Origin of the sequence: Yersinia thracica (assembly GCF_902170565.1) — a bacterium.
Lineage (GTDB): Bacteria > Pseudomonadota > Gammaproteobacteria > Enterobacterales > Enterobacteriaceae > Yersinia > Yersinia thracica.
Map to the genome: position 1 here is coordinate 62,753 of NZ_CABHXX010000110.1, position 22,584 is coordinate 85,336.

Consider the following 22,584-nt stretch of genomic DNA (forward strand, 5'->3'; position numbering starts at 1 on the left):
GGGTTAAGTAACGGCGTTATCAGGAACGAATGGTGTAGCGAACATGCAAAATGATGTCACTCAGGCTTTGTAGCAGTGCCTGTTGTTTACCGGTTGCATTGGGGAAGCGCAGTACCAATGCGCCAGTATCGCTAATATCGATTCCCTCAAATGGCAGATACTTGCCGTCGTTGAAGTCCAGTTGGAACTGGCCGCTATCATTCATACCGCGCGAGATAGCGATAGCGGTACAACCATTTGCCAGTTGCTTGTAGTCACCGTCGTAGCTTAATGTCGCCTGAACATCTTGATAAGGGCCTAACAGCGCAGGTAGAGAAACACTGATTTGCTTGATGCGGCGTTTTTTGCCCAATGACATGGCCTGCGGATAGTCAGTATCTAGCGCCAATTCAGTGATTTTGACTGAGACACTTAAGATATTGTCTTTGATGCTGACGGTAGTCCCCCCTTCGGCTGTTTGCTCCTCGGTGGTTTTCTGACTGATATATTCAGAGATTTTTTCAGCCAGATTAAAGTGTGCTGATGATGCATCATAAAGTCCCGCCAGTGAAATACTGCGCTCCACTTCCAGCGCCCGTTGGTCTTCAATCAGCCAGATATTTTCCAGTTTTTGCAGATTCAGCATCAGATCTTCACCGGCCAATAACCCTTGATACAGGTCATTCCAACCGGAGCTAATAAACAGATGCTGGGTTTTGCTGGCATCGATATCCCGCTCCAGCCCACTTTTCGCCATTAAGCACAGTGGTTGAGCGGCATCAAACAGTTGGTAGTACAAGCCAGACAAGCGCCCGACCATCCAGTTGTATAGCTCTTTGCCACTAAAACGCGTGGTTTGCATCTGATAAACGGCCAAGGCATGGGATTGTTCCATTTCAGCTAAATCGCGCTGTTTTTGTGCCATTGAGATCTGAAGATCCAGGCCGGTGAGTTGCTCCTGTAACTGCGCTACGTCTTTCTCTGCCAGTGTGTGCTGTAATTGCCATTCTTCAGCTCGACGGGCAAAGTTGGCCTTGACCTCCTGTATACCCGCTCCTTGTTCAATGCTGCCAGCCGCAATTTGAATACCCCAGCCAGTCGATTGCGCTATCGCTCCCCAATGTGAACCACCATCGGCCATGCCAAAAATATTGGGCGCTGTGTCCACCGCCGCACCGACTGCGATGGGAATGATTGCTGTCAGTCCTAGCATTTGCGATGCAATACGCATTTCTAACCCTTTTTGTTCATAGTTAGAAATATCGCCAGAAATAAGCTTGCCATAATATTCCAGCCGTTCTTCTGCACCGCTTTTCATCACGGTGGTGGCTTCACGGCTACTTTGCAGAATACCGATATTGGCATTTTGGATATCGCGGGTTTGCTTTAGTACCTGCTGTTGCTGCTGCTGTAACAACAGAGCCATGGCTTCGCTATCTTGTCTTTCCAAAGCGTTTTGCAACGCATTACCAAATTGCATCACCGAACTGACCGCCCCTTTGGCGCGCTCCAACAACACTGGGAAGCGGTATAAACTGGTGGCGGCTGCAATTGGATTTAAAGCAGAACCGATGCCATTGCCAGCACTATGTTGGCGTTGTAACTCTTTGGGATCGACGGGGGCTGCAAATAATGGCAAATGCAGCGGCTGGCCATCCAGACTGAGATTATGGCGCAGGTTATATAGCCGGGTTTCCAGCTTATCCCAATAGGCCAGTAATACTTCGTTGTAAGGCGGTAAGAAGTTACTGTCTGTGGTGTCTTTTAGATTTTGATTTTTCCAATCATGGGCCAGTTGGATTTCTGGCCGTGGCCCTAATAATTGGCTGGCCTGGATATAATACATTTTGGCATCAACCAGCGTATCTCGCTCTAATTGACGATAGGCCTGATCACCTCGAGCAATTAATACATCCAGCGTGCGCATAAAGACTGCCAGTTTATATTGCATTGGATCTTTCATGGCAATGATATCGGGATCAGTGGTTGCCAGCGCGATAGTGCCGTCCCAATCGCTATCTTTTTGCAGTGGTAACATATTCCAATACCGGACGTTTTCTTCGTCCAGTTGTAATTTACCGCTTGCATCACGATAACCGGCGCTATTAAACAGGAATTTTAACCAGCGTTCAGCTTCATCAAACCGTTGTTCGGTAAGGAAACGGACAGAAGCCAGTAAAGGAATATGGAAGAACAATTCCCATAGGTAAATGCCGTAGGACTGATTAAAATCTTTCGACGAAATGTGGTCAATCTGTTCATTATAATTTAACAGCTTGTCGATGCTGACTTGTAAGTTACTAATTAATTGTAGAGGATCTGCTATCGTCAATTTAGTCGGTTGGTCAGTAATAATAATATTCGAGCCATCAGGATTCTTGTTTCTCTCGGATATTTCCCAGTCAAAGGAAATATATAGAGGTTTGCTTTTGTTTGGTATGATATGATTTTCGATTATTTTATTGTCAAAAACTATCACTTCATTGTTTTCAAAGTGAATGTTTATTTTTGTAATTTTGACATGTTCAGCCGCCACTGACGTTGAACGAAGTGTTACGGGTTGGTAAACTGACGTATTAATTTTATTGTATATTAATGTTATATGTCCTTCAGCAGATAAACCTGTTGGGATTGTGATTTTATTTATTTTGTAAAATTCACCTGCCACAGGGTCTTCATAACTAAAGTGATCTTTAATTCTCTCTAGTTTATTTACATCAAACTTGACTTTATTATTGCTAATATCATATTTGGAGTTGTTAATCCAGCTGTTGTCGCTATTTTTATAGCTGACATTCAGATAGTGAAAAGTTATTTCCTTATTTTCTGCTGTTTTTCTAATTTCACTAGACTCCCATGAAATAAATAATCTATTCCTCTGCCAGAAAAGACTAATGTGGTCTTTATGTAACCCATCGATGTTGCAGTTGACCTTCAGCCACTCTGACCAAATGTAATTATCCGCGCTATTTTCCTCACAACTGCGCCAATAATATTGATAGGGGACTTCCTGAGTACGGGCTATAAAGAAATGCTTATTGCTATTAGGCACAACAAGGTGACTGATGGTATCTAATCTCGCCAATTTTTCATAATTATTCAGGTAATTATCCATGGCTTTCGTTACTGAAGCTTCAGTCAGCTTAGTTTGATTGATACTTTGCTCAAATTCGGTAAATAGCTCAGTTTTATTATAGCGTAAGGTGGGGTCAATATAATCTGCTGCATAGTATTGTAGTTTCTCTTTGCCCGCCCAGCGGGCGTAGCGTTTATTGTAAATGCTCCAATCATGCAGGAAGTTATCAGTGCTAAAATGCTTCGCGACCTTATCGGCAGCGGCTTCAGGTTCGGCACCATCAATACAGCGCTCAATATACAGTTGCAAGCTGCTGATTGCCTCGGCAACTTTCGAGGTTTTTACCGCACTGCTGATTTTTGTATCCAGTAATAAATGTTGGTATAGATTATCAGCATTCTTAATTTCATCTTTATCAAAAATATCATTGGAAATAGAGTAGTTAACTAATGCATCGCGGCGCGATTCATTAATTTTATTCCATACGTTAGCATTAGACATAATTTAATATCCTATAAGGTTTGTAGACGAAACTTAAAATATTATAAGCTGGCGATTAACCCTTCAGTTGTTGATTTTACAACTGATTTTAATTGGTCATTATGTGCCTCTAACGCTAATGATTTTAAATTCATTAGGTCTTTGACTGTTATATTAAGTTGGTGAGCCATATTGATGTGGCTACAGAGTTTATTTACAGTAATAAATTGCACTGGATATTGTTCAGGGGAAGTATTTTCAATCATCTCCTTAGCTTGTTGCTGATCCCAACCATGGATTTTGACGAGCATGCTTTCTTCTGAAAAAGTAATTTCGTTAATTACTCTATTATTGTTTTTTATTTTCAGGTTGAGTTCTTCTCTTTTTTTACTTTCGCTAATTATATCTTCATTCGTGAGTTGTAAAAAATGGCTAAGCTGTTCTATTTCGATAAGTTGACTATTTCTATCGCTGCTTATACCTTTCAAATTAGATGTTAGCGTTTCAATATAATTTAAAAGTTCGCCTTTTTGTTTCTCGTATTGTTGTGCGAAATATTTACCCGCGTCAGGAGGGAAAAAATCGTCACTAGATGTTTGCTCAATTAAAATCGTTAGTCTTTTAGCTAAAGCGTTTTTTGACGTGATTTTTGATTCTATGCTTTGTATTTCTATGCTTAGATTATTTGATGAGGTTTTTAATTCCTTAATTTTATTTGAATTTTCATCTACTGATGTTAGTTTTTTATTTATATCCTCTAATTGTTTTTCAAGCTCCTTAGTTTCTAACTTCAAATTTTTTAAATTAATACCATCACTACTATTTAATAAAGGAAAATAGCGCAACGCTTCAGAAACCGGCACTTTAACCTGCTGTTGCCAGGCTTTGAAATCAGCCAGTAAACATAATAATGAGAAGTTCGGGCGTAATGGTTGTTCGCTACCTGTCATTAACTGAGGTTGCAGCAGTAAATCAATATCTTGCGGAGTCAGCTCGGCCCACTGGGCAATCAATACGTATTGGCTAAGTTTTTGACATTGAGCCACAAGCTCTGGGTGATGTTCCAGTTTTTCCAGTGTTGGATTATCTGCAAACACATCAGTAATATTTTGGATGAATACCTTAGGTTTAAAATCAGCGTCATTGCTTTCCAACCAACGGACTAACCCAGCAATCACTTCTGTTTTCAAATGGAAACCAGCAGCTAAACTGCGGCATAAACTTTGTTTTAATAATTCAGCATCTGCCTGGATATCCACGGAGTGATAAATATTGGACAGGAAATTAAACAGTTCCGGTGTGGCGGTCGCACTGTATTGTGTGGTGAGCATGGCGTTGAGTGCCGTAAGATCCAACTTTTTCTCATGGACCCATTGCACAATATTTTCCAGTTCACTTATGGCGGAAAGAATAGTGGATATGTCTCCTTGAGCGATATTTTTCATCACCTCTGGTTTCTCACATAGCATCAATAGCATTTCTGCTTGTGAGAAACTAAGACCAAACAACTGCGGAATAATCTCACCAGTGGCGCTATCATTTCTTTTGCTAATGACGGCAGAAAATTGATCGACAGACAGGCCATATTGGTGGTTAAGGCGCACATATTCGGACAACACTGTCAGAACCTGTTCATTAGTTGAATGGCTATTACCCTGAATATCTGCGATTAATTTATTTAACTGACTGACGGTGAGCTTAGCGGCATGCGCCAAACGTTTATTATTTGTCAGTGATGATTCTGCTGTCAGTAAATCATAACTTGCAGGGTTTAATCCTAATTGTTCCTGTACCAGTGCTGGGGTGAGCTTAACTTGCTGGATATCATCAGCTAATAGGGCTGCAATATTCCGCAAGCGAGTATGCTTGCTTTCCAGTACTGCATTAATGATGGTCAGCTCATCATCATAGGGTAGGGTAAATGAGTCTTCGTCATATTTCCCCGTGATTTTTGCCAGGTCGTCTAAGTTGATCTTTTTTTGTAATGTCTCTAGCAGAATATCCAGTGTAGAGACTTCTTGTTTGGCTGTTTCATCGCTCAATATCAATGTTTGCAGATCGGGGCGGCGTTTATCAATATGCAATGGACTGTTTTTATCGTGTAACTCTTGGGCCACTTCATATAGTTTGCACAAGTAGCGGCTTGGAGAGAACATTGATTGAATTGATGACGGTGCGGCATATTTATCTGTTCTTTCTGGAATAGCGTTATCAGTGAGTTGGTTTGCGGATGTTCGTAGCGGTGTTACCTCATCCAGTGTATTCAACTTAGTGATACTTTGTAGCACCGGGTCAAGGCGCAATTGTTGGGCACGTTTCCTGGCATATTGATTATTGACCTCCGCTTTTGCCTGACAATAAAGCAGGTTTGCAATTTCCTCAGTACTATTGGCTTTCACCACTTGCTCAATAAACTGTGCTGGACTTTCTCCAGCCACATCGAAAATAGTTTTAAGCCCTGGAATATTTAGGGCTGCAATTTCTTTTTCGAGTGTTGTTGCAGTTGACGATAAGTTACTTTTTTTATTCGGCATGATAGACCTCTATGCAGTTGGGTGGTAACGTTGTTTACAAAAAAACATTAATTTATTTATCTCTAATGTGGCAAAATTTAATTAGCTATTAATTTTCATTTCCCGCCATGACAGCGGAGATTTTTTCTGTAGATGATTGATAAAAAAATCTTTTCTAATAACTGAGCTTTTAAAATAGATGTAATAGAAGATTTCAAAATTTACATCTTTGCTATAACTGATGTTTAATTCTTTAAAAGAATCTTTCTCAACACTAAAACCTTCTGTGGTCAATGATATCCCGGCGCCTTTTTCAATAAGGTTATAGCGCACTCTTTGATTATCTACATGTAATATTTTTTCTCTGAATCCTTGTTTTTTCATTTTTTCAAAAAAATTTTTAAAAGAGCATGAAGAAGAAAAAATATTACTCTGTAAAAATGGCAGTTTCTTAATATGTTCAACTTTGTCAGGTAAGTCATTTAAATGTGATGCGTATAACAGAGTGGCTTTGCAAGTGGCGACTAATTTCACGTCAAAGTCACACTCTTTTACCTCCTTGGTGCTTATGAATATATCCAGTTGATTTACATCACTTACATTTTCTTGAAGTTCAATATTACAGTGGCCTGAGGATAAAAAATAATCACATATAAAACCTGCATAGGCTGATTTTAACTGATAAGTTCCTATATTAATGATTCCGCTTTTACTTCTTTTGTATATTGTGCTCAGCTCAGTTAATCGGGTGTAGGTGGGGAATATATCCTTATAAAAATTACTGCCTTTATCCGTTAGTTTCAGCCCTGAAGTTGCTCGGATAAATAGTTTAAAACCTAATTCTTCCTCGAGTATTTTTATACTCCGACTCATCGGAGGTGGTGTTGAAAATAGTTTAACAGCTGCGCTGGTCAGTGAACCTTCCTGAACCGTGGTAATGAATACGAGTAAGTTTTTTGATATAAACATATGCACCACTTTATTTTTAAATGCGCCATATGTACAACTCAATATATAGCGATATAGAGCTTTTAGTCTATTCCATATATTGGAAGCACTTGGGCGAATTCAGTCAATTTGAACCAATAAGATTATTCTCAATTAAACTGAGAAATTTCTCATTAACTAGCATTTTGTATATATGAATTGATCAAATATCTAGCGATAACTGTGATATATCTCAGCGACTCGTTTAAAATATTCGGTTAAATAATCGATGCAGACTTGGACTTTGAGTGGCATTTTATCTTTCTCGGTATATAACGCATATACTGGCCGAGGATCAGAATGGTATTTTTTAAACAATACTTCGACTTCACCTCGTTTAATTTCTTCTATTACCCACATGAGTGGCGCATAGGCAATTCCTGCGCCCGCCTTGAGCCAGCGGATCATAGTTTGTGAGTCATTGGTGACAAAGCGCCCTTGTGGCGATATTTGCGTGGTAATACCTTCTGGTGCAATCAATTCAAAATTGCTATCTGGCCGTACGCTGTATTCCAGCCAGGAAAAATTGGTCATGTCACTGGGTTTTTCGGGGGTGCCATTTTGCAACAAATAGCTTTTGGCGGCACATACGACCATCGGCATCGAGCCGAGGCGGCGGGAAAACAGCCCTGAATCGGGTAAAGCACCCACGCGGATCACCACGTCCAAACCATCGGCAATCAAGTCCGGGGCCGGAATACCGGTGACCAGATTAACTGACAGGCCGGGGTACTCTTTCAGCATGTCAGCGGTCATGGTTGCCAGCACATTTTGTGCCATAGTTGATGAACAACCGATGCGCAGTGTGCCGGTCGGTGTGTTGTTAAAGGCATACAGCTGCTCATGAACTTCCTGTACTTCCTGCAACATGCGCCGGCAGCCTTGGTAATAAATCCGCCCAGCCTCTGTTAAACCAATGCGGCGAGTACTGCGGTTAAGCAGCTTAACATTTAGCTCTGTTTCCAGTTTTGATACGGTCTGGCTGATTGAAGAAACACTCATTTCCAACTGTCGTGCGGCACCGGTAAAAGATCCGCACTCGACCACCTTGGCGAATACTGACATCCGTTTTAATCTTTCCATACTCCCTCCGGATGGATTGTTTTTACAGTGATTATTAACTCTGACTTAAAAGTGATTTAGATCACACATCGTAGATAAGTTGATAATAAGCAGGCTAATATACTGCTGTCGGGATAGTTGCCTCAAGGTTGAAAACCTCGCGGCTGGAGTATTACCTTGTTTTATTCAAACAACAGTTATATCCGTCATACTTCAAGCTGCATGTGCGTTGGCTGTCATCACTCACCCCAGTCACTTACTGATGTAAGCTCTTGGGAGTTCGCTCAGTTGCCGTCTTCCTGCAACTCGAATTATTTAGGGTATATACTCGCTATTTAAGTTTAACCCATAGGGTGGGGTTATGGCTCTTGCTTTTAGCTGTGGTTGTAATGATTTGATGAGTTTTGTTACCGGCCTGATTATTCACTCAGGTGGAGGCACCGGTACCCTATAACAGAAAGGATTTAAAGAATGAGTTTGCTCCCGGTGATGGTGATTTTCGGCCTGTCTTTCCCACCGATATTTCTTGAACTGCTTCTCTCGCTGGCACTTTTTTTTGTGGTACGCAGATTACTGCAACCAACGGGTATTTATGAGTTTGTTTGGCATCCAGCACTCTTTAATACTGCGTTGTATTGCTGCCTTTTTTACTTAATTTCTCGTCTTTCATCCTGAGGTTGCCGTGAGCACTTTTGCATTAAAAATAATCCGCATCGGCATCACCTTATTGGTGGTTTTATTGGCTGTTATTGCTGTTTTTAAGGTATGGGCTTTTTATACCGAATCGCCGTGGACCCGTGATGCAAAATTTACCGCAGATGTGGTCGCGATTGCGCCAGATGTCAGCGGCTTAATTACCGATGTGCCGGTCAAAGACAACCAACTGGTGCAGAAAAGCCAAATCCTGTTTGTCATTGATCAGCCGCGCTATCAGCAAGCACTGGCTGAGGCCGAGGCCGATGTTGCTTATTACCAAACGCTGGCTGCTGAGAAACAGCGGGAATCCGGCAGACGCCAACGTTTAGGGGTTCAGGCCCTGTCACAAGAAGAAATTGACCAATCCAGCAATGTGCTGCAAACCGTCCGCCATCAACTGGCGAAAGCTATTGCGGTGCGCGATTTAGCGCAGCTTGATTTGGAGCGAACCACCGTGCGTGCACCCGCTGAAGGCTGGGTAACCAACCTGAATGTCCATGCCGGAGAGTTTATTAATCGCGGGGCGACCGCCGTTGCATTAGTGAAGAAAGATACTTTCTATATCTTGGCTTATCTGGAAGAGACCAAGTTGGAAGGGGTTAAGCCGGGGTATCGGGCAGAAATCACGCCGCTCGGCAGCAACCGCATTCTGCACGGCACCGTCGACAGTATCTCTGCGGGGGTGACCAACAGTAGCAGCAGTGCGGATAGCAAAGGGCTGGCCACGATTGATAATAATCTCGAATGGGTACGGCTGGCGCAGCGCGTGCCAGTGAAGATTCGCCTGGACAGTGACGTTCAGCAGCATCCCTACCCGGCTGGGACCACCGCGACTGTGGTCATCACCGGAGCGAATGATCGCGACCCTAATCAAGCATCGCCGATAGTGAAAATGATGCATCGCCTGCGCGAGTTTGGCTAAGATGAGCAGCCCGGCCTTTATCCGCCTGCGCTTTGCTTTCAAGCTCAGTTTTGCCATTGTGGCGGCGCTGTTTCTCGGTTTTCATCTGCAATTGGAAACACCGCGCTGGTCAGTATTGACTGCGGCGATTGTGGCCGCTGGCCCCGCTTTTGCAGCCGGTGGCGAACCTTTTTCCGGTGCAATCCGCCATCGTGGCTGGCTGCGTATCATCGGGACATTCATCGGCTGTATTGGCGGCTTGATTATTATTGTTCTGACCATCAGAGCGCCAGTGTTGACCTTAATGCTTTGCTGTCTGTGGGCTGGGGTGTGCACCTGGATCTCATCATTGGTTCGCGTCGAAAACTCCTATGCCTTTGGTTTAGCAGGCTATACCGCGCTTATCATCATTGTGACGACCGGCGAGACTCCTTTATTAACGCCACAATTTGCTGTTGAGCGCTGTAGCGAGATTGTACTGGGGATCGTCTGCGCCGTGATGGCGGATCTGCTGTTTTCCCCGCGATCAATTAAGCAAGATATTGATCGGCTGGTGGATAAAGTCTTAGTCGATCAATATCGGCTTTTGCAACTGTGTATTCGCCCGGCAGAAAAAACAGATATCGACCGCGCCTGGAGTGATTTAGTTAAAAATACTACCGCGCTCAATGGGATGCGCAGCTATTTGATGATGGAGTCTTCCCGTTGGCAGCGCTGTAATCGCCGTTTACAGGTATTGCATACCGAATCATTAACTTTAATCACTCAGGCGTGTGAAACCTATCTGGTGCTCGCCAATCACCCCGATATCTTAACCGCTGAACTGAAAACTATGTTGAGCGAACCGGCACAAACACCGGCTGAAATTCATCAACAAATGAAAAAACTGCGCCAATTTATAGGTGCCAGCCACAGTGAAGCCATCCCACATACCATCAGCAGTTGGGTCGGTGCGGCAACCCGCTATTTATTATTATCAAAAGGGATTCATACCAACAGCAGCATTAGCCGGGTAGAGGAAGAGATTTTGGCCGGCGTTGTGCCGGTGAAACATGTTTCCGCCGAGGGGCACCACGCGATGATTAACGGCTTGCGAACCGGTGTGGCGACGGCCATTGGTGGGTTATTCTGGCTATGGACTGGCTGGACATCAGGGGCGGGCTGTATGGTGATGATTGCCGTGGTCACTTCGTTGGCGATGCGAACCCCAAATCCGCGCATGGTGGCGCTCGATTTTCTGCTGGGGGTGATTATGGCGCTGCCCATCGGGGCGCTTTACTTTATGTTTATCATCCCCGCGACTCAGCAAAGTATGTTGCTGTTATGCATCAGTTTAGGGGTGCTGGCATTTATTATTGGGATCGAAGTGCAAAAGCGGCGCTTGGGTTCATTGGGGACGCTAGCCAGCACCATCAATATTATGGTGCTGAGTAATCCGATGCAATTTAATGTCAGTTTGTTTCTCGACAGCGCATTAGGCCAAATTGTCGGCTGTTTTGTTTCCCTGATTGTGCTGTTGCTGATCCGCGATAATGCCAAGGACAGAACCGGCAGAACCTTATTAAACCGCTTTGTTTACAGCGCGGTATCTGCCCTAACCACCAATAAAGCGCGCCGCAATGAAAATCACTTACCGGCGCTATATCAGCAACTGAATCAGCTTTTGATGATGTTCCCCGGTGATATCGACAAGTATCGGCTGGCATTAACCTTGATCATCGCCCATCAGCGGCTCAATAAAACGGAAGTCCCGGTGAATGCCGAATTGAGTGCTTTTCATAAGCAAATCCGCTATACCGCCGATCGCGTTATTAATGCCAAAAACTCGCAAAAAAGGCGCTATTATTTTTCTCGGCTGTTACAAGAATTAGATCAATATCAGCAGAAATTAGTGGATTATCAATCGCCTGACTCTGTTACCCGCCCAGTAAAACGGCTGGCTGATATGCTGTATAAGTATCAGAGTGCGCTGACTGGCCGATGATCTGCAACTCCAATTACTTTGGGTATATACTTAATATTGAACCATCCTTCCTCGCCCTCCATTGATGGAGGCTTTATTTCCCTCAGGAGGTCGACAAGATGTCAGCACCAAATCCATCAAGCAACTCATCACGCAATCCATTACAAGCTCAACGACATAGCGACGGTGTTTATCATATTGGCTATTTTGTCGGCGGTTCTTGGCATCAGGCGCAGGATACTTTTGCGGTTCATAACCCTGCTACCGGCGAGTTAGTGGCAAAAGTCGCTAAATCCGGTAAACAGGAAACGGAGGCTGCCATTAAAGCCGCCAGCGAAGCTTTCCCTGCCTGGCGCAAAACTCCCGCAAAACAGCGCGCAGAAATTTTACAGCGTTGGTATCTGCTGATTATGGAGCACCAGCAATCATTGGCTGAAATAATGGTTTCTGAGCAAGGTAAACCATTGAAAGAAGCACTGGGCGAAGTTGCTTATGCCGCCAGCTTTATTCAATGGTTTAGTGAGCAGGCCAAACGCGCCAATGGCGAAATCATTCCGCCCGCCAAAGAAGGTGCCCGCATTCTGGCGACCCGCGAACCGGTCGGTGTGGTGGCGGCAATCACACCGTGGAATTTCCCACTGGCGATGCTCACCCGCAAATTGGGGCCAGCACTGGCGGCCGGTTGTACCGGGCTGATTAAACCGGCTAACAATACGCCGCTTTCTGCCTTTGCTTTGCTGGCATTGGCCGAGCAAGCGGGGGTACCAGCCGGGGTACTTAATGGTGTCGCTGGTGATACCCATGCTATCAGTGATGCCATCATGGCCAGCTCTGAAGTGCGCAAAATCTCCTTTACCGGCTCGACTGAAGTCGGCAAAACCTTGATGCGCAATGCCGCCGCCACCATGAAGAAAATCTCCATGGAGCTGGGGGGGAATGCACCGTATATCGTGTTTGATGATGCCGATTTGGATGCTGCCATCGCGGGCGCTATGGCCTGTAAATTCCGCAATGCCGGGCAAGTCTGTGTTTGCGTTAACCGCTTCTATATTCAGGATGGCGTCTATGACGAGTTTGTTCATCGGCTGGCCGCTGAAGTTAAGAAACTAAAAGTGGGCAACGGCATGGATAAAGACGTCAATATGGGGCCGCTGATTAACCTCGCAGGTTTGGAAAAAGTGGAAGATCACGTCAAAGATGCACTTGAGAAAGGCGGGCGATTATTAGCTGGTGGCAGCCGCCATGAACTGGGCGGTAATTTCTTCCAGCCGACAGTGATTGCAGATGCCACCGAGCAGATGAAAGTGGCCTCTGAAGAGACTTTTGGCCCGCTGGCGGCATGTTTCCGTTTTAAAACGGAGGAAGAAGTCATTCAGCGGGCGAATAACACGCCATTTGGCTTGGCGGCTTATTTCTATACTCAGAACTTACAGCGGGTATTCCGGGTTTCAGATGCGCTGGAAAGCGGTATGATTGGTGTGAACGAAAGCTCGGTTTCAACCGAGTTAGCGCCTTTCGGCGGCGTTAAAGAATCTGGCTTGGGCCGTGAAGGTTCAGTGCTGGGGTTGGATGAGTTTATGGAAGTTAAAACCCTGCATCTGGGCAATTTATGATGCAGATTCATATCGTATTTTGATTAACAGAGTGGGGCATGGGCAATCACCATGAGCAGCACAACTAAAGGAATACAAAAGGTTAAGGAGAACCATGAATAAAAAAGTTATAGCCATTTTAAGCGCAGTGCTGCTACTGATGGTGGCGGCGTGGCAAGGTGCTGATTTACCGGTGCGCGATATCGGCCAATCGCCGGATCTGGAGCGGCCACCATTATCGGCCCCAGCATCTATCGAGCAATTAACTCAGCAGCAGCAGGTGGTCAAATACTTGCAAGCCCATCACCGCCTGCCGGACTTTTATATTACCAAGCAACAGGCGCGTGAAAAGGGCTGGAATCCCAAAGACGGTAATTTGTGTAAGGTATTGCCGGGTAAGGCAATTGGTGGCGATCGCTTTTCTAATCGTGAACGCCAACTGCCCGATGCCAAAGGCCGCAACTGGCGTGAGGCCGATGTGAATTATCGTTGCGGGCATCGTGGTACTGATCGGTTGCTTTACTCCAATGACGGCCTGATTTATCTGACTCAGGATCACTACAAGCATTTCATTCGGATGGAGTGAAAAAGATGGTAAAAGTGGTATTTGATTTTGACCATATACCGGATCTTCCCGCTTTTTACCGCGTATTCTCCCAAAAGTTTGCGCTGGGCGAAGGTTTTGGTGCCAATCTGGATGCGCTGTGGGATGTGGTAACCGGCGAAATAGCTTTACCGGTAGAGATTGAATTTATTCATGTCAATCACCGCCGGAAACGCCGTTTTGGGGCAATAGTTTTATTGTTCGAAGAGGCGGAAGAGGAGCTGGCGGGGAGCCTGCGTTTCAATATAACTTAATCAGGCTATTTTACTTGCCATCTTGAGCTTGGGCAGTGCTCGAACTCCTCACGTACTACATGTACGCTCCGGGTTCTGTGCGCTGTCCGCACTCAAGCTGCCTGCGACAATGACGCCTGATTGAATAGGGCTCGTTTGCCGCCCGATGATTACTTTTTCTCAGCCAATTCACGCAGATACTGGAAAATCTGGCGGAATGATTTCGGCGGTTTGTTGGTCGCTTTCTCTTTCTGGGCATTACGCACCAAGCTACGCAGCTGTTGGCGGTCAGCCTCTGGATACAATTCCAACACGGTCGGAATGGCATCATCGCCTTCTTCAACCAAACGGTCGCGCAGTAATTCCAGTTTGTGGAACAGCGAGACTTGCTGGTTATGGCGGTTTTTCAGTTTATCCAATGCAGTTTGAATCGGCTCTACATCACGGGCGCGCAGCATTTTACCAATTAACTGGATCTGGCGGCGGCGGCCTTCTTTCTTGATTTTCTGTGCTAATTCAACGGCGGCCAGCAGATCTTCATCCAACGCGATCTTCTCTAGCGCATTTTTACCCAGCTCAACCAGTTCAGTGCCGAGGTCTTTCAGCGCTTCAGCATCACGTTTAATTTCACTTTTACTGACCCAGATAATTTCTTCATCATCGTCATTTTTATCTTCTGGGACTTCATCTAGCCAGTCTTCGGGCTGCTTGTTCATGGTCAAATTCCTTAAAAAGAGGCTAATTGTAGCAGGCTGTTGGCTTTCTGCGAAATTGTACCAAGATCTCTGATAAACTCAGAATCAGGACATTCTCTATTTTATCCGTGTAAGTCGTCGTATTACGACACTTTCCTGAACGATTATCTCATTAATTATGGCAGACTGATGAAAGTAGTCACTCAAGTTGCAGAACAGCGTAAAACGCTGGAACAAGCAGTTGCACAGGCTTTAGAGTTAGCCCGTGCGGGTTCTGATGCGGCCGAAGTTGCCGTAAGCAAAACCACCGGAATCAGTGTCAGCACCCGCTTTGGTGAAGTGGAGAACGTGGAATTCAACAGCGATGGTGCGCTGGGAATCACTGTTTATCACCAACAGCGTAAGGGTAGCGCCTCCACCACTGACTTAAATCCGGATGCGGTCGCCCGTACCGTGCAGGCTGCACTGGATATCGCTCGCTATACCTCACCGGATCCTTATGCTGGTCCGGCAGAAAAATCGCTGTTAGCCTTTGAAGCGCCAGATCTGGATTTGTTCCATCCGAGCGATTTAGATGCTGAGCAAGGTATCTTGCTGGCCGCCCGCGCAGAACAAGCGGCATTGCAGGCTGACAAGCGGATTACCAATACCGAAGGTGGCAGTTTTAATAGCCATTATGGCATCAGGGTATTCGGTAATAGCCACGGGATGTTGCAGAGTTACTGCTCAAGCCGCCATTCACTCTCCAGCAGTGTGATTGCAGAACACAATGGTGATATGGAGCGGGATTACGCCTATACCATTGGTCGGAGAATGGAAGATTTAGCCAACCCGGAATGGGTTGGTGAAGAGTGCGCCCGCCGTACTTTATCCCGCTTATCACCCCGTAAACTGCCGACTATGCAGTCGCCGGTGCTGTTTGCCGCAGAAGTCGCTACCGGCCTGTTTGGTCACTTGGTTTCGGCCATCAGTGGCGGCAATATTTATCGTAAATCCACTTTCTTACTCGACCACCTTGGCAAGCAGATTTTGCCGGAGTGGCTAACCATTGAAGAACTCCCGCATTTACTGCGTGGCTTGGCTTCGACCCCCTTTGACAGTGAGGGCGTGCGCACACTGCAACGCGAAATCGTCAAGGACGGGGTGCTGCAAACCTATCTGTTGACCAGCTATTCGGCCCGTAAGTTGGGGCTGCAAAGTACCGGTCATGCGGGTGGCATCCATAACTGGCGCATTGCTGGCCAGGGGCAGGATTTCGCCGGGATGCTCAAGCAACTGGACAAAGGTTTGGTGGTGACGGAATTAATGGGGCAGGGAGTTAGCACCGTGACCGGTGATTATTCCCGTGGTGCGGCCGGTTTTTGGGTTGAAAACGGTGAGATTCAGTATCCGGTCAGCGAGATAACCATCGCCGGTAATCTGAAAGATATGCTGCACAATATCGTCAGCATCGGCAGCGACATCGAAACCCGCAGTAACATTCAGTGCGGCTCGATTTTATTACCTGCGATGAAGATTGCGGGCGAATAATATATTGTTGCTGTGAATCTAAAGCTGGCATCTGTTGCCAGTTTTTTTTTTTGCTCTTTTCCGAGCTTTCCTTATTTGATTACAAAAAGTCATTGTCAGATTGCCCCTGCATTGCCTATGTTATGTATGAGCAATGTAATAATGATGTGTCGTGATTTAACAATAATTATAAGGAATGTGAGCATGAGTAAGAAAATAATGGCCTTGATGGCCGCGGCATTGCTGTGTGCCAGCAGTTTGGTGATGGCTGCCAGTGTGGCAGATAACATGGACACGATTGCCGAGAATTACGGCAAAGTGCTGAAAGCCGACTCTACCGATGTGATTAAACAAGGTTTACAGGCAATGCGGGTGGCAGCACTTGATGCACAGAAAGGGATTCCGACCAAGTTAAAAGACAAAGCTGAAGATAGTCCCGAAGTGAAAGATTTCCGCCACGGTTTAGATTTATTGATCGGGCAGATTGATGGCGCGCTGGCATTAGCTGATCAAGGCAAGCTAGATGAAGCTAAAAAAGCGGCACAAGACTTTAAACCGACGCGCGATACTTACCATAAAAAGTACCGCTGATCAGGAAAAGAGGGTAATGGCCTTAGGTCGTTACCCCCATTACATCAATTAGCGGTGATATTCACCGGCAGCTTCCGGCTGGTAAAGCAATTCCAGCACGATAATGCGGGCTTCATCCCCACCCGGCAATTTCCAACTAATTTCGTTATTCACATGCAACCCCAACAATGCCGCACCTAATGGCGCCATGACAGAGAGCTGCTCGTTGCTGTCTTTCAGCGACGCCGGATAAACCAATGTGCGGATATGTTCTTCCTGGCTGTTCAGATCGCGAAAACGCACGCGACTGTTCATGGTCACGACATCTGCCGGGATAGCATTAGGAGGCAGGATTTCTGCGCGATCCAGTTCTTCATTGAGCGCTGTTGCGACCACTGAACCGGCAAAAGCCGGTTGCGCCAGTAACGCATCCAAACGTTCAGCATCCAGCTCGTTAATCGTGATGGTTGGCTTGGTCATACCACTCTCCAATTCAATTTCAACAAAACATAAAAACAACACCCCCACGCCATAGGAGAGGGGGTGTTCGAAAATAGCTTAATATTACTCTGATATTAGGCGCTTCCGGCGAGAAAAGAAAGAGATCCGGATCACGAACTTTTTTCCACCATCGGCTTCCACCCTCTATTTATATAGCAAGTTATTTTGTTGTTAATGATTAAGTTAGGGATGTAACGGCGTATTTTGCGAAAGTGATCCCGTCGGTCCATTACATTTCCACTTTGAACTGGAAAAAATGCCGCTACACACCCATTCCGCTTGCAGGTAGGGTGATGTTATAGCGCAGAGGCAAGGAATAACTGAACTTATCTTTGCAGTCAGAAAGTTGTAGCAGTAAGGAATAGAGGATTGCCAGCGTGAATGATGTAGCCGCATTGAATGCAGCCGAAGACCCTGGAATGAAAGAGGCCATTATCATCACTGAGCGGGTATTAGGTGAAATTACCGCGATGTTAAATGCCGAAAATATTTTTACCAATGCTGTTCAGCAGCAAATGTTGACATCACATATTCGGGCTATGGTCTTGCGCTCAATAACGGGCGAGCCACTCCCTGAAGTCGATAAATCATTATTTGATGAGATTTCAGCACATTCGATGGAAATGGCTCAGCAAGTGGTCGATAAATTTCCTAATTTACCCATTGAAGAAGCTTATTTGTTGTCGGTGCATTTTGAAGTAGCAAAAGATAATCACCCATAAAAACCTGTTCTGGAGAAAATACTATGAGTCAAATTACTGTTGTGATTGGCGACCGTTTAGGAAAAGGCCAGAAAGTTGGGCAAGGTGTTGAATTCGCAGGTGGCCGCGTGGTGGTTATTCCCGGAGTGGCCGCAGATATGAAATTGGGCGATGTGATGAATAGCGAAAAAGCAGATTTCGGTATTTCATTCTGTGGTAGCGGCGGTGCGGGCGCTATTACTGCGCAAAATAAATATGGCTACAAAGCAAAATACGGCATGCGTTCAGTGGAAGAAGGCGTGACGGCAATAAACGAAGGCTGCAAGGTTTTAGGCTTCGGATTTATGGATAAAGAAGAATTAGGGCAAAAGCTAGTGGAAGCCTATATCAAGAAATATGGTCAGCCGTAATGAAAGAGCAATATACCACTCAGGTGCAAGTCAAAGGTAAAGGCGATACTAAAGGTAAAGCTTTCGCTAATGCACTCGGTAATGTCCAGAATACGGTATTGAAGTCGACACAAAATATTTTGCTGCGAATTGAGCCACAAGACGTAAAAGTATTAAAAGCAGAATTATCAGTAAAAAATGAAAAGTTTTTATTCTTTTTCCTGTCGCGGGAAAGAAAAACCTACAGTGTTGAATTAGATATTACCGTGAGTGTGACAATCATTAATACAGATAAGGTTGTCTTCATATCTAAATAAGATGAAAAGGATATACTAATGTTTCTAATCATTCTTTTTAAGTCGATTATTATCGGCGGACTGGTCGGCGTGGGGGTCGGCGTGGGGGCCGCCCGTATGTTCCATGCACCGACCATTCAGGGAATGGGGGCGTTTCGTACCTTGGGCGAGTTGAACTCGTGTGAGGGCGACCCGGCTTCGCATTTCTCCTTTGGGCTAGGGTTCTTCTTCAACGCCTGGGCTTCTTCAGTAGCAGCAGGGGCTTTTACTCAAGACGTCGACCACCGCATTATTCCTAACTGGGGTGCCGCAGCATTGATGATTAAAAATCGCAATGTGGCGGAAACCATGCATAACCCGAAAAAAATGGCGATCGCCTGCGGGATTATCGGGGTTATTGTGGTCAGCTTTTTAAATACCACGGCATCGGCAGTTCCTGCGGCATTACAGGTCACGGCAATTAAAGTGCTGGTACCGGCGGCAAATATTCTGGTTAACACCGTGATGCCCGTTATTTTCTGGTTGGCGGCAATTGATGCCGGGCGTCGCTCTGGTTTCTGGGCCACTATTTTCGGCGGCTTGGCGCAGTTAATTATGGGCAACGCAGTACCAGGTCTGGTTTTGGGTATTTTAATTGGTAAAGGTGTTGAAGAAAGCGGCTGGAATAAAGTCACTAAAATCATGATGACAGTCATTGTGCTGTTATTCGTGCTCAGTGGTTTCTTCCGCGGATTCGATCTGAAATTCCTGGAATCATTTAGTCTGAGTGCTCCAGTATGGCTCGACACTATTCATAACGCATTAAGCGGAAAATAACACAGCGAGAGGAGCTTGATGATGGATGAACAAACCAAGAATAATTTCTGGTATGCCGACTGGTCATTTCCGATCTTTGTAGGATTATTATCCTCCGGTGTATTTGCAGGTACCCATATGTATTATTTATATGGGATCGGCGCATTTAACGAAGTAGCCTTTGTTTCAATGCTACGTGCAGGCATGGACACCGGTGTTTATGGTGCGGTTGCTGCATTTGGTGCTAGCTTCTTATTCGCCCGAATTATTGAAGGTTCGCTGGTCGGTATTTTGGATATTGGCGGAGCGATTCAAACTGGCGTTGGTCTGGGCGTGCCAGCATTATTACTGGGCGCTGGGTTTGTCTTCCCGGTCGCTAATTTCGCCGCTTCTTTAGCGACTGGCTTAATTATTGGTTTAGCTATCGGCTACCTGATTATTTTGGCGCGTAAATTTACGATTAACCAAAGTAATTCAACTTACGGTGCTGATGTCATGATGGGCGCAGGTAATTCATCTGGCCGTTTCTTGGGGCCATTGATTATTTTGTCCGCCATTACTGCCTCAATTCCAATTGGGATTGGTTCTTTAGGTGGCGCATTACTGTTTTATCTGTGGAATAAGCCTATTACCGGTGGCGCAATTTTGGGTGCCATGATTTTAGGTTCTATTTTCCCCGTCGCAATCTCTTAATCCACAGGGTAAATATTCCAATAACGGGATATTTACCCTGCTGCGACATCAAGTTAAGAAGGCTATAACGGAGAATAAAGATTATGTATGACTTTATTATCACCCGCGCAGTATTGGTTGATGGCCGTCAGGTTGATATCGCGATTAATAACGGCAAAATAGTGGCGGTGGATACAGCTATTTCTGCGGGGCAAAATAATCAAACGGCGTTTTTAGCAAAACCAGCTAAAAAAGTATTGGATTTGGCTGGGAAATATTACCTCAGTGCTGGCTGGATTGATTCCCATGTTCACTGTTACCCCGCGTCACCTATTTATCATGATGAAGCCGATTTAGTCGGCGTTGCCAGTGGCGTCACCACGGTGGTGGATGCAGGCAGCACCGGTGCCAATGATGTGGATGATTTTTACCGCTTAACTCGCGCGGCCAAAACCCATGTTTATGCTTTTCTGAATATTGCGAAAACCGGCATTGTCACGCAAAACGAATTAGCCGATATGGCGCAGATTGATAAGCAAAGTGTCAGCCAGGCCATTGCCCGCAATCCCGGTTTTATTATTGGCATCAAAGCGCGCATGAGTAGCAGCGTAGTCGGTAAAAATGGCATCAAACCCTTGGTGCGCGCTAAAGAAATTCAACAAGAAAACAACCAGTTGCCGCTTATGGTACATATTGGCAATAACCCGCCGGACCTGGATGAAATTGCCGATTTACTGACCCAGGGCGACATCATTACTCATTGCTACAACGGCAAACCGAACCGAATTTTGACCCCTGCCGGTGCCTTACGTGAATCCATCCAGCGAGCGCTGAAGCGCGGCGTATTATTAGATGTGGGCCACGGCAGCGCCAGTTTCAGTTTTGATGTGGCCGAGCTTGCCATCAAGCAAGGAATTTACCCGCACACCATTAGTTCCGACATTTATTGCCGCAACCGCCTGAGCGGGCCAGTCCATAGCCTGGCGACCGTGATGTCCAAATTTTTCACTATCGGCCTGAGCCTTGAGCAAGTGATTCGCTGTGTGACAGAAAATGCCGCACAAGCCCTACGCCTGACCCATAAAGGGGTGCTGGATGCAGGCTATGACGCTGATTTCACTATTTTTGAGCTGAAACAACAGCCTCAGGTGTTCAGTGATTCAGAGGGTAAATCGGTCACCGGTGAGAAGTATCTGGTGCCACTGGCTGCGGTCGTCGCCGGTGACTTAGTATTAACTGATGAAGGGAAGTTAAAAGATGTCTTCAGTCTATGAAAAATACCAGTTAAAGCATGTGATTAATGCTTCTGGCCGCATGACGATGCTGGGTGTTTCAACACCACGGCAGGATGTGGTTGAGGCCGTGGAGTTGGGTCTGAATCATTACTTTGTCATGAAAGATTTGGTGAATCAGACGGGCGCTTATATTGCCAACTTACTGAATGTAGAAAGCGCGGTGGTGGTGTCTTGCGCTTCTGCCGGGATTGCCCAGTCGGTCGCCGCCGTGATTGTCAAAGACAATGCCAATTTGTTGGTTAACTTGCACGCCGCGCCGCGCACGGTGCCCCATGAGATTGTGTTACCCAAAGGCCACAATGTTAATTTTGGTGCGCCGGTTGATACCATGGTGACATTGGGCGGCGGCAAAGTGGTGGAAGCGGGTTATGCCAATGAGTGCTTGCCAGAACAACTGGAAGCGGCGATCACGCCAAATACGGCGGCGATCTTGTATATAAAATCCCATCATTGTGTGCAAAAAAGTATTTTGTCAGTTGAGCAGGCGGTGGTGATCGCGCGCAAGCATCAATTGCCATTAATTGTTGATGCCGCCGCAGAAGAAGATTTGCAGTGTTACTACCAAATGGGCGCTGATTTAGTGATTTATAGCGGTGCCAAAGCCATTGAAGGGCCGACCAGCGGCTTAGTGTTGGGCAAAAAAACCTATGTAGATTGGGTGAAATTGCAATCAAACGGCATTGGCCGGGCGATGAAAGTGGGTAAAGAGGGCATCCTTGGTTTGACCCGCGCGATTGAAAGTTACATGACACTGGAGAAAGAAACTGGCCAGCAGATGATTGACAAAATGACGCCATTTATCAGCCAGTTAAATACTATCGATGGTGTCTCAGCCAAAGTGGTTTGGGATGCCGCAGGGCGTGATATTGCCCGCACTGAAATTAGTTTTGATGAAGCCAAAATTGGCCGTTCAACGCCAGACTTAGTTGATGCACTCAAAAATGGCGATATTGCCATTTACTTCCGCGCTTACAAAGCCAACGAAGGCAAGATTGAGGTGGATGTGCGCAGTGTGACGCCATCGCAGCTCGAGACGATTTACACCTGCATTAACCGCTTGGTTAAGGGAGCCTAA

Annotated in this window: 21 protein-coding genes; 15 read left to right on the forward strand and 6 right to left on the reverse strand. The window is 45.7% G+C overall.

What is annotated here, in order from left to right; translation table 11 throughout:
- Nucleotides 1–19: 19 nt before the first annotated feature.
- From FTA91_RS20160 to aaeR, 4 genes are all read right to left on the reverse strand, one after another.
- A complete protein-coding gene (locus tag FTA91_RS20160; protein WP_186377375.1) occupies nucleotides 20–3,556 on the reverse strand; it encodes a Tc toxin subunit A-related protein in 3,537 nt (1,178 codons plus the stop codon).
- 41 nt (nucleotides 3,557–3,597) lie between these two features.
- Entirely contained in the window at nucleotides 3,598–6,069 is a 2,472-nt protein-coding gene (locus FTA91_RS15885) for a Tc toxin subunit A (protein ID WP_145534153.1), read from the reverse strand.
- Between the two features lie 81 nt (nucleotides 6,070–6,150).
- The gene (locus FTA91_RS15890; RefSeq protein WP_145534150.1) at nucleotides 6,151–7,017 is read right to left on the reverse strand and encodes a LysR family transcriptional regulator; all 867 of its coding nucleotides are present in this window, start codon (nucleotides 7,015–7,017) and stop codon (nucleotides 6,151–6,153) included.
- A 189-nt stretch (nucleotides 7,018–7,206) separates the two neighbouring features.
- Entirely contained in the window at nucleotides 7,207–8,118 is a 912-nt protein-coding gene (gene aaeR, locus FTA91_RS15895) for an HTH-type transcriptional activator AaeR (RefSeq protein WP_050116504.1), read from the reverse strand.
- Between the two features lie 450 nt (nucleotides 8,119–8,568).
- Between aaeR and aaeX the strand changes: the two genes are divergently transcribed.
- The 6 genes from aaeX to FTA91_RS15925 all read left to right on the forward strand — a co-directional run bounded on the left by aaeX (nucleotide 8,569) and on the right by FTA91_RS15925 (nucleotide 14,107).
- Entirely contained in the window at nucleotides 8,569–8,772 is a 204-nt protein-coding gene (gene aaeX, locus FTA91_RS15900; protein WP_005163197.1) for a p-hydroxybenzoic acid efflux pump operon protein AaeX, read from the forward strand.
- Nucleotides 8,773–8,779: 7 nt separating this feature from the next.
- A complete protein-coding gene (gene aaeA / locus FTA91_RS15905; RefSeq protein WP_050112168.1) occupies nucleotides 8,780–9,715 on the forward strand; it encodes a p-hydroxybenzoic acid efflux pump subunit AaeA in 936 nt (311 codons plus the stop codon).
- 1 nt (nucleotide 9,716) lies between these two features.
- Nucleotides 9,717–11,678 (forward strand): p-hydroxybenzoic acid efflux pump subunit AaeB, encoded by a 1,962-nt coding sequence (gene aaeB / locus FTA91_RS15910; RefSeq protein ID WP_050112169.1) that lies wholly within the window; start codon nucleotides 9,717–9,719, stop codon nucleotides 11,676–11,678.
- 98 nt (nucleotides 11,679–11,776) lie between these two features.
- Nucleotides 11,777–13,270, forward strand: coding sequence for an NAD-dependent succinate-semialdehyde dehydrogenase (locus tag FTA91_RS15915; protein ID WP_145583599.1), 1,494 nt, complete (start codon nucleotides 11,777–11,779; stop codon nucleotides 13,268–13,270).
- Between the two features lie 94 nt (nucleotides 13,271–13,364).
- Nucleotides 13,365–13,835, forward strand: coding sequence for a ribonuclease (locus FTA91_RS15920; RefSeq protein ID WP_050112171.1), 471 nt, complete (start codon nucleotides 13,365–13,367; stop codon nucleotides 13,833–13,835).
- 5 nt (nucleotides 13,836–13,840) lie between these two features.
- Nucleotides 13,841–14,107 (forward strand): barstar family protein, encoded by a 267-nt coding sequence (locus FTA91_RS15925; protein WP_050112172.1) that lies wholly within the window; start codon nucleotides 13,841–13,843, stop codon nucleotides 14,105–14,107.
- Between the two features lie 149 nt (nucleotides 14,108–14,256).
- Here the strand turns inward: FTA91_RS15925 and yjgA are convergent, their stop codons facing one another.
- The gene (gene yjgA / locus FTA91_RS15930) at nucleotides 14,257–14,802 is read right to left on the reverse strand and encodes a ribosome biogenesis factor YjgA (RefSeq protein WP_145534148.1); all 546 of its coding nucleotides are present in this window, start codon (nucleotides 14,800–14,802) and stop codon (nucleotides 14,257–14,259) included.
- A 168-nt stretch (nucleotides 14,803–14,970) separates the two neighbouring features.
- Between yjgA and pmbA the strand changes: the two genes are divergently transcribed.
- Nucleotides 14,971–16,311, forward strand: a complete 1,341-nt coding sequence (pmbA, locus tag FTA91_RS15935; protein WP_145534145.1) for a metalloprotease PmbA — start codon at nucleotides 14,971–14,973, stop codon at nucleotides 16,309–16,311.
- Between the two features lie 183 nt (nucleotides 16,312–16,494).
- Nucleotides 16,495–16,881 carry a cytochrome b562 gene (cybC, locus tag FTA91_RS15940; protein ID WP_050112175.1) on the forward strand — a complete coding sequence of 129 codons (387 nt, stop codon included), beginning with the start codon at nucleotides 16,495–16,497 and terminating at the stop codon, nucleotides 16,879–16,881.
- A gap of 48 nt (nucleotides 16,882–16,929) precedes the next feature.
- Here the strand turns inward: cybC and rnk are convergent, their stop codons facing one another.
- Complete coding sequence (rnk, locus tag FTA91_RS15945; RefSeq protein ID WP_032820775.1) at nucleotides 16,930–17,340, reverse strand: nucleoside diphosphate kinase regulator; 411 nt, start codon at nucleotides 17,338–17,340, stop codon at nucleotides 16,930–16,932.
- A gap of 398 nt (nucleotides 17,341–17,738) precedes the next feature.
- On the opposite strand from rnk, the gene FTA91_RS15950 reads away from it, so the two are divergent.
- The 7 genes from FTA91_RS15950 to FTA91_RS15980 all read left to right on the forward strand — a co-directional run bounded on the left by FTA91_RS15950 (nucleotide 17,739) and on the right by FTA91_RS15980 (nucleotide 22,584).
- Nucleotides 17,739–18,083: a glycine dehydrogenase gene (locus FTA91_RS15950; RefSeq protein WP_145534142.1), complete on the forward strand. Its 345-nt coding sequence runs from the start codon at nucleotides 17,739–17,741 to the stop codon at nucleotides 18,081–18,083.
- 23 nt (nucleotides 18,084–18,106) lie between these two features.
- Entirely contained in the window at nucleotides 18,107–18,472 is a 366-nt protein-coding gene (locus FTA91_RS15955) for a glycine-rich SFCGS family protein (protein ID WP_050112177.1), read from the forward strand.
- Entirely contained in the window at nucleotides 18,472–18,768 is a 297-nt protein-coding gene (locus FTA91_RS15960; RefSeq protein ID WP_050112178.1) for a DUF4312 family protein, read from the forward strand. The genes FTA91_RS15955 and FTA91_RS15960 overlap by 1 nt, the downstream gene beginning before the upstream one ends.
- 18 nt (nucleotides 18,769–18,786) lie before the next feature.
- A complete protein-coding gene (locus tag FTA91_RS15965) occupies nucleotides 18,787–19,563 on the forward strand; it encodes a DUF4311 domain-containing protein (protein ID WP_004392358.1) in 777 nt (258 codons plus the stop codon).
- A 21-nt stretch (nucleotides 19,564–19,584) separates the two neighbouring features.
- The gene (locus FTA91_RS15970) at nucleotides 19,585–20,235 is read left to right on the forward strand and encodes a DUF4310 family protein (protein WP_050112179.1); all 651 of its coding nucleotides are present in this window, start codon (nucleotides 19,585–19,587) and stop codon (nucleotides 20,233–20,235) included.
- An 83-nt stretch (nucleotides 20,236–20,318) separates the two neighbouring features.
- Nucleotides 20,319–21,488, forward strand: a complete 1,170-nt coding sequence (locus FTA91_RS15975; RefSeq protein WP_145534139.1) for an amidohydrolase/deacetylase family metallohydrolase — start codon at nucleotides 20,319–20,321, stop codon at nucleotides 21,486–21,488.
- On the forward strand, nucleotides 21,472–22,584 hold the full coding sequence (locus FTA91_RS15980; RefSeq protein WP_050112181.1) for a DgaE family pyridoxal phosphate-dependent ammonia lyase: 1,113 nt from the start codon (nucleotides 21,472–21,474) through the stop codon (nucleotides 22,582–22,584). Before FTA91_RS15975 ends, FTA91_RS15980 begins: the two co-directional genes overlap by 17 nt.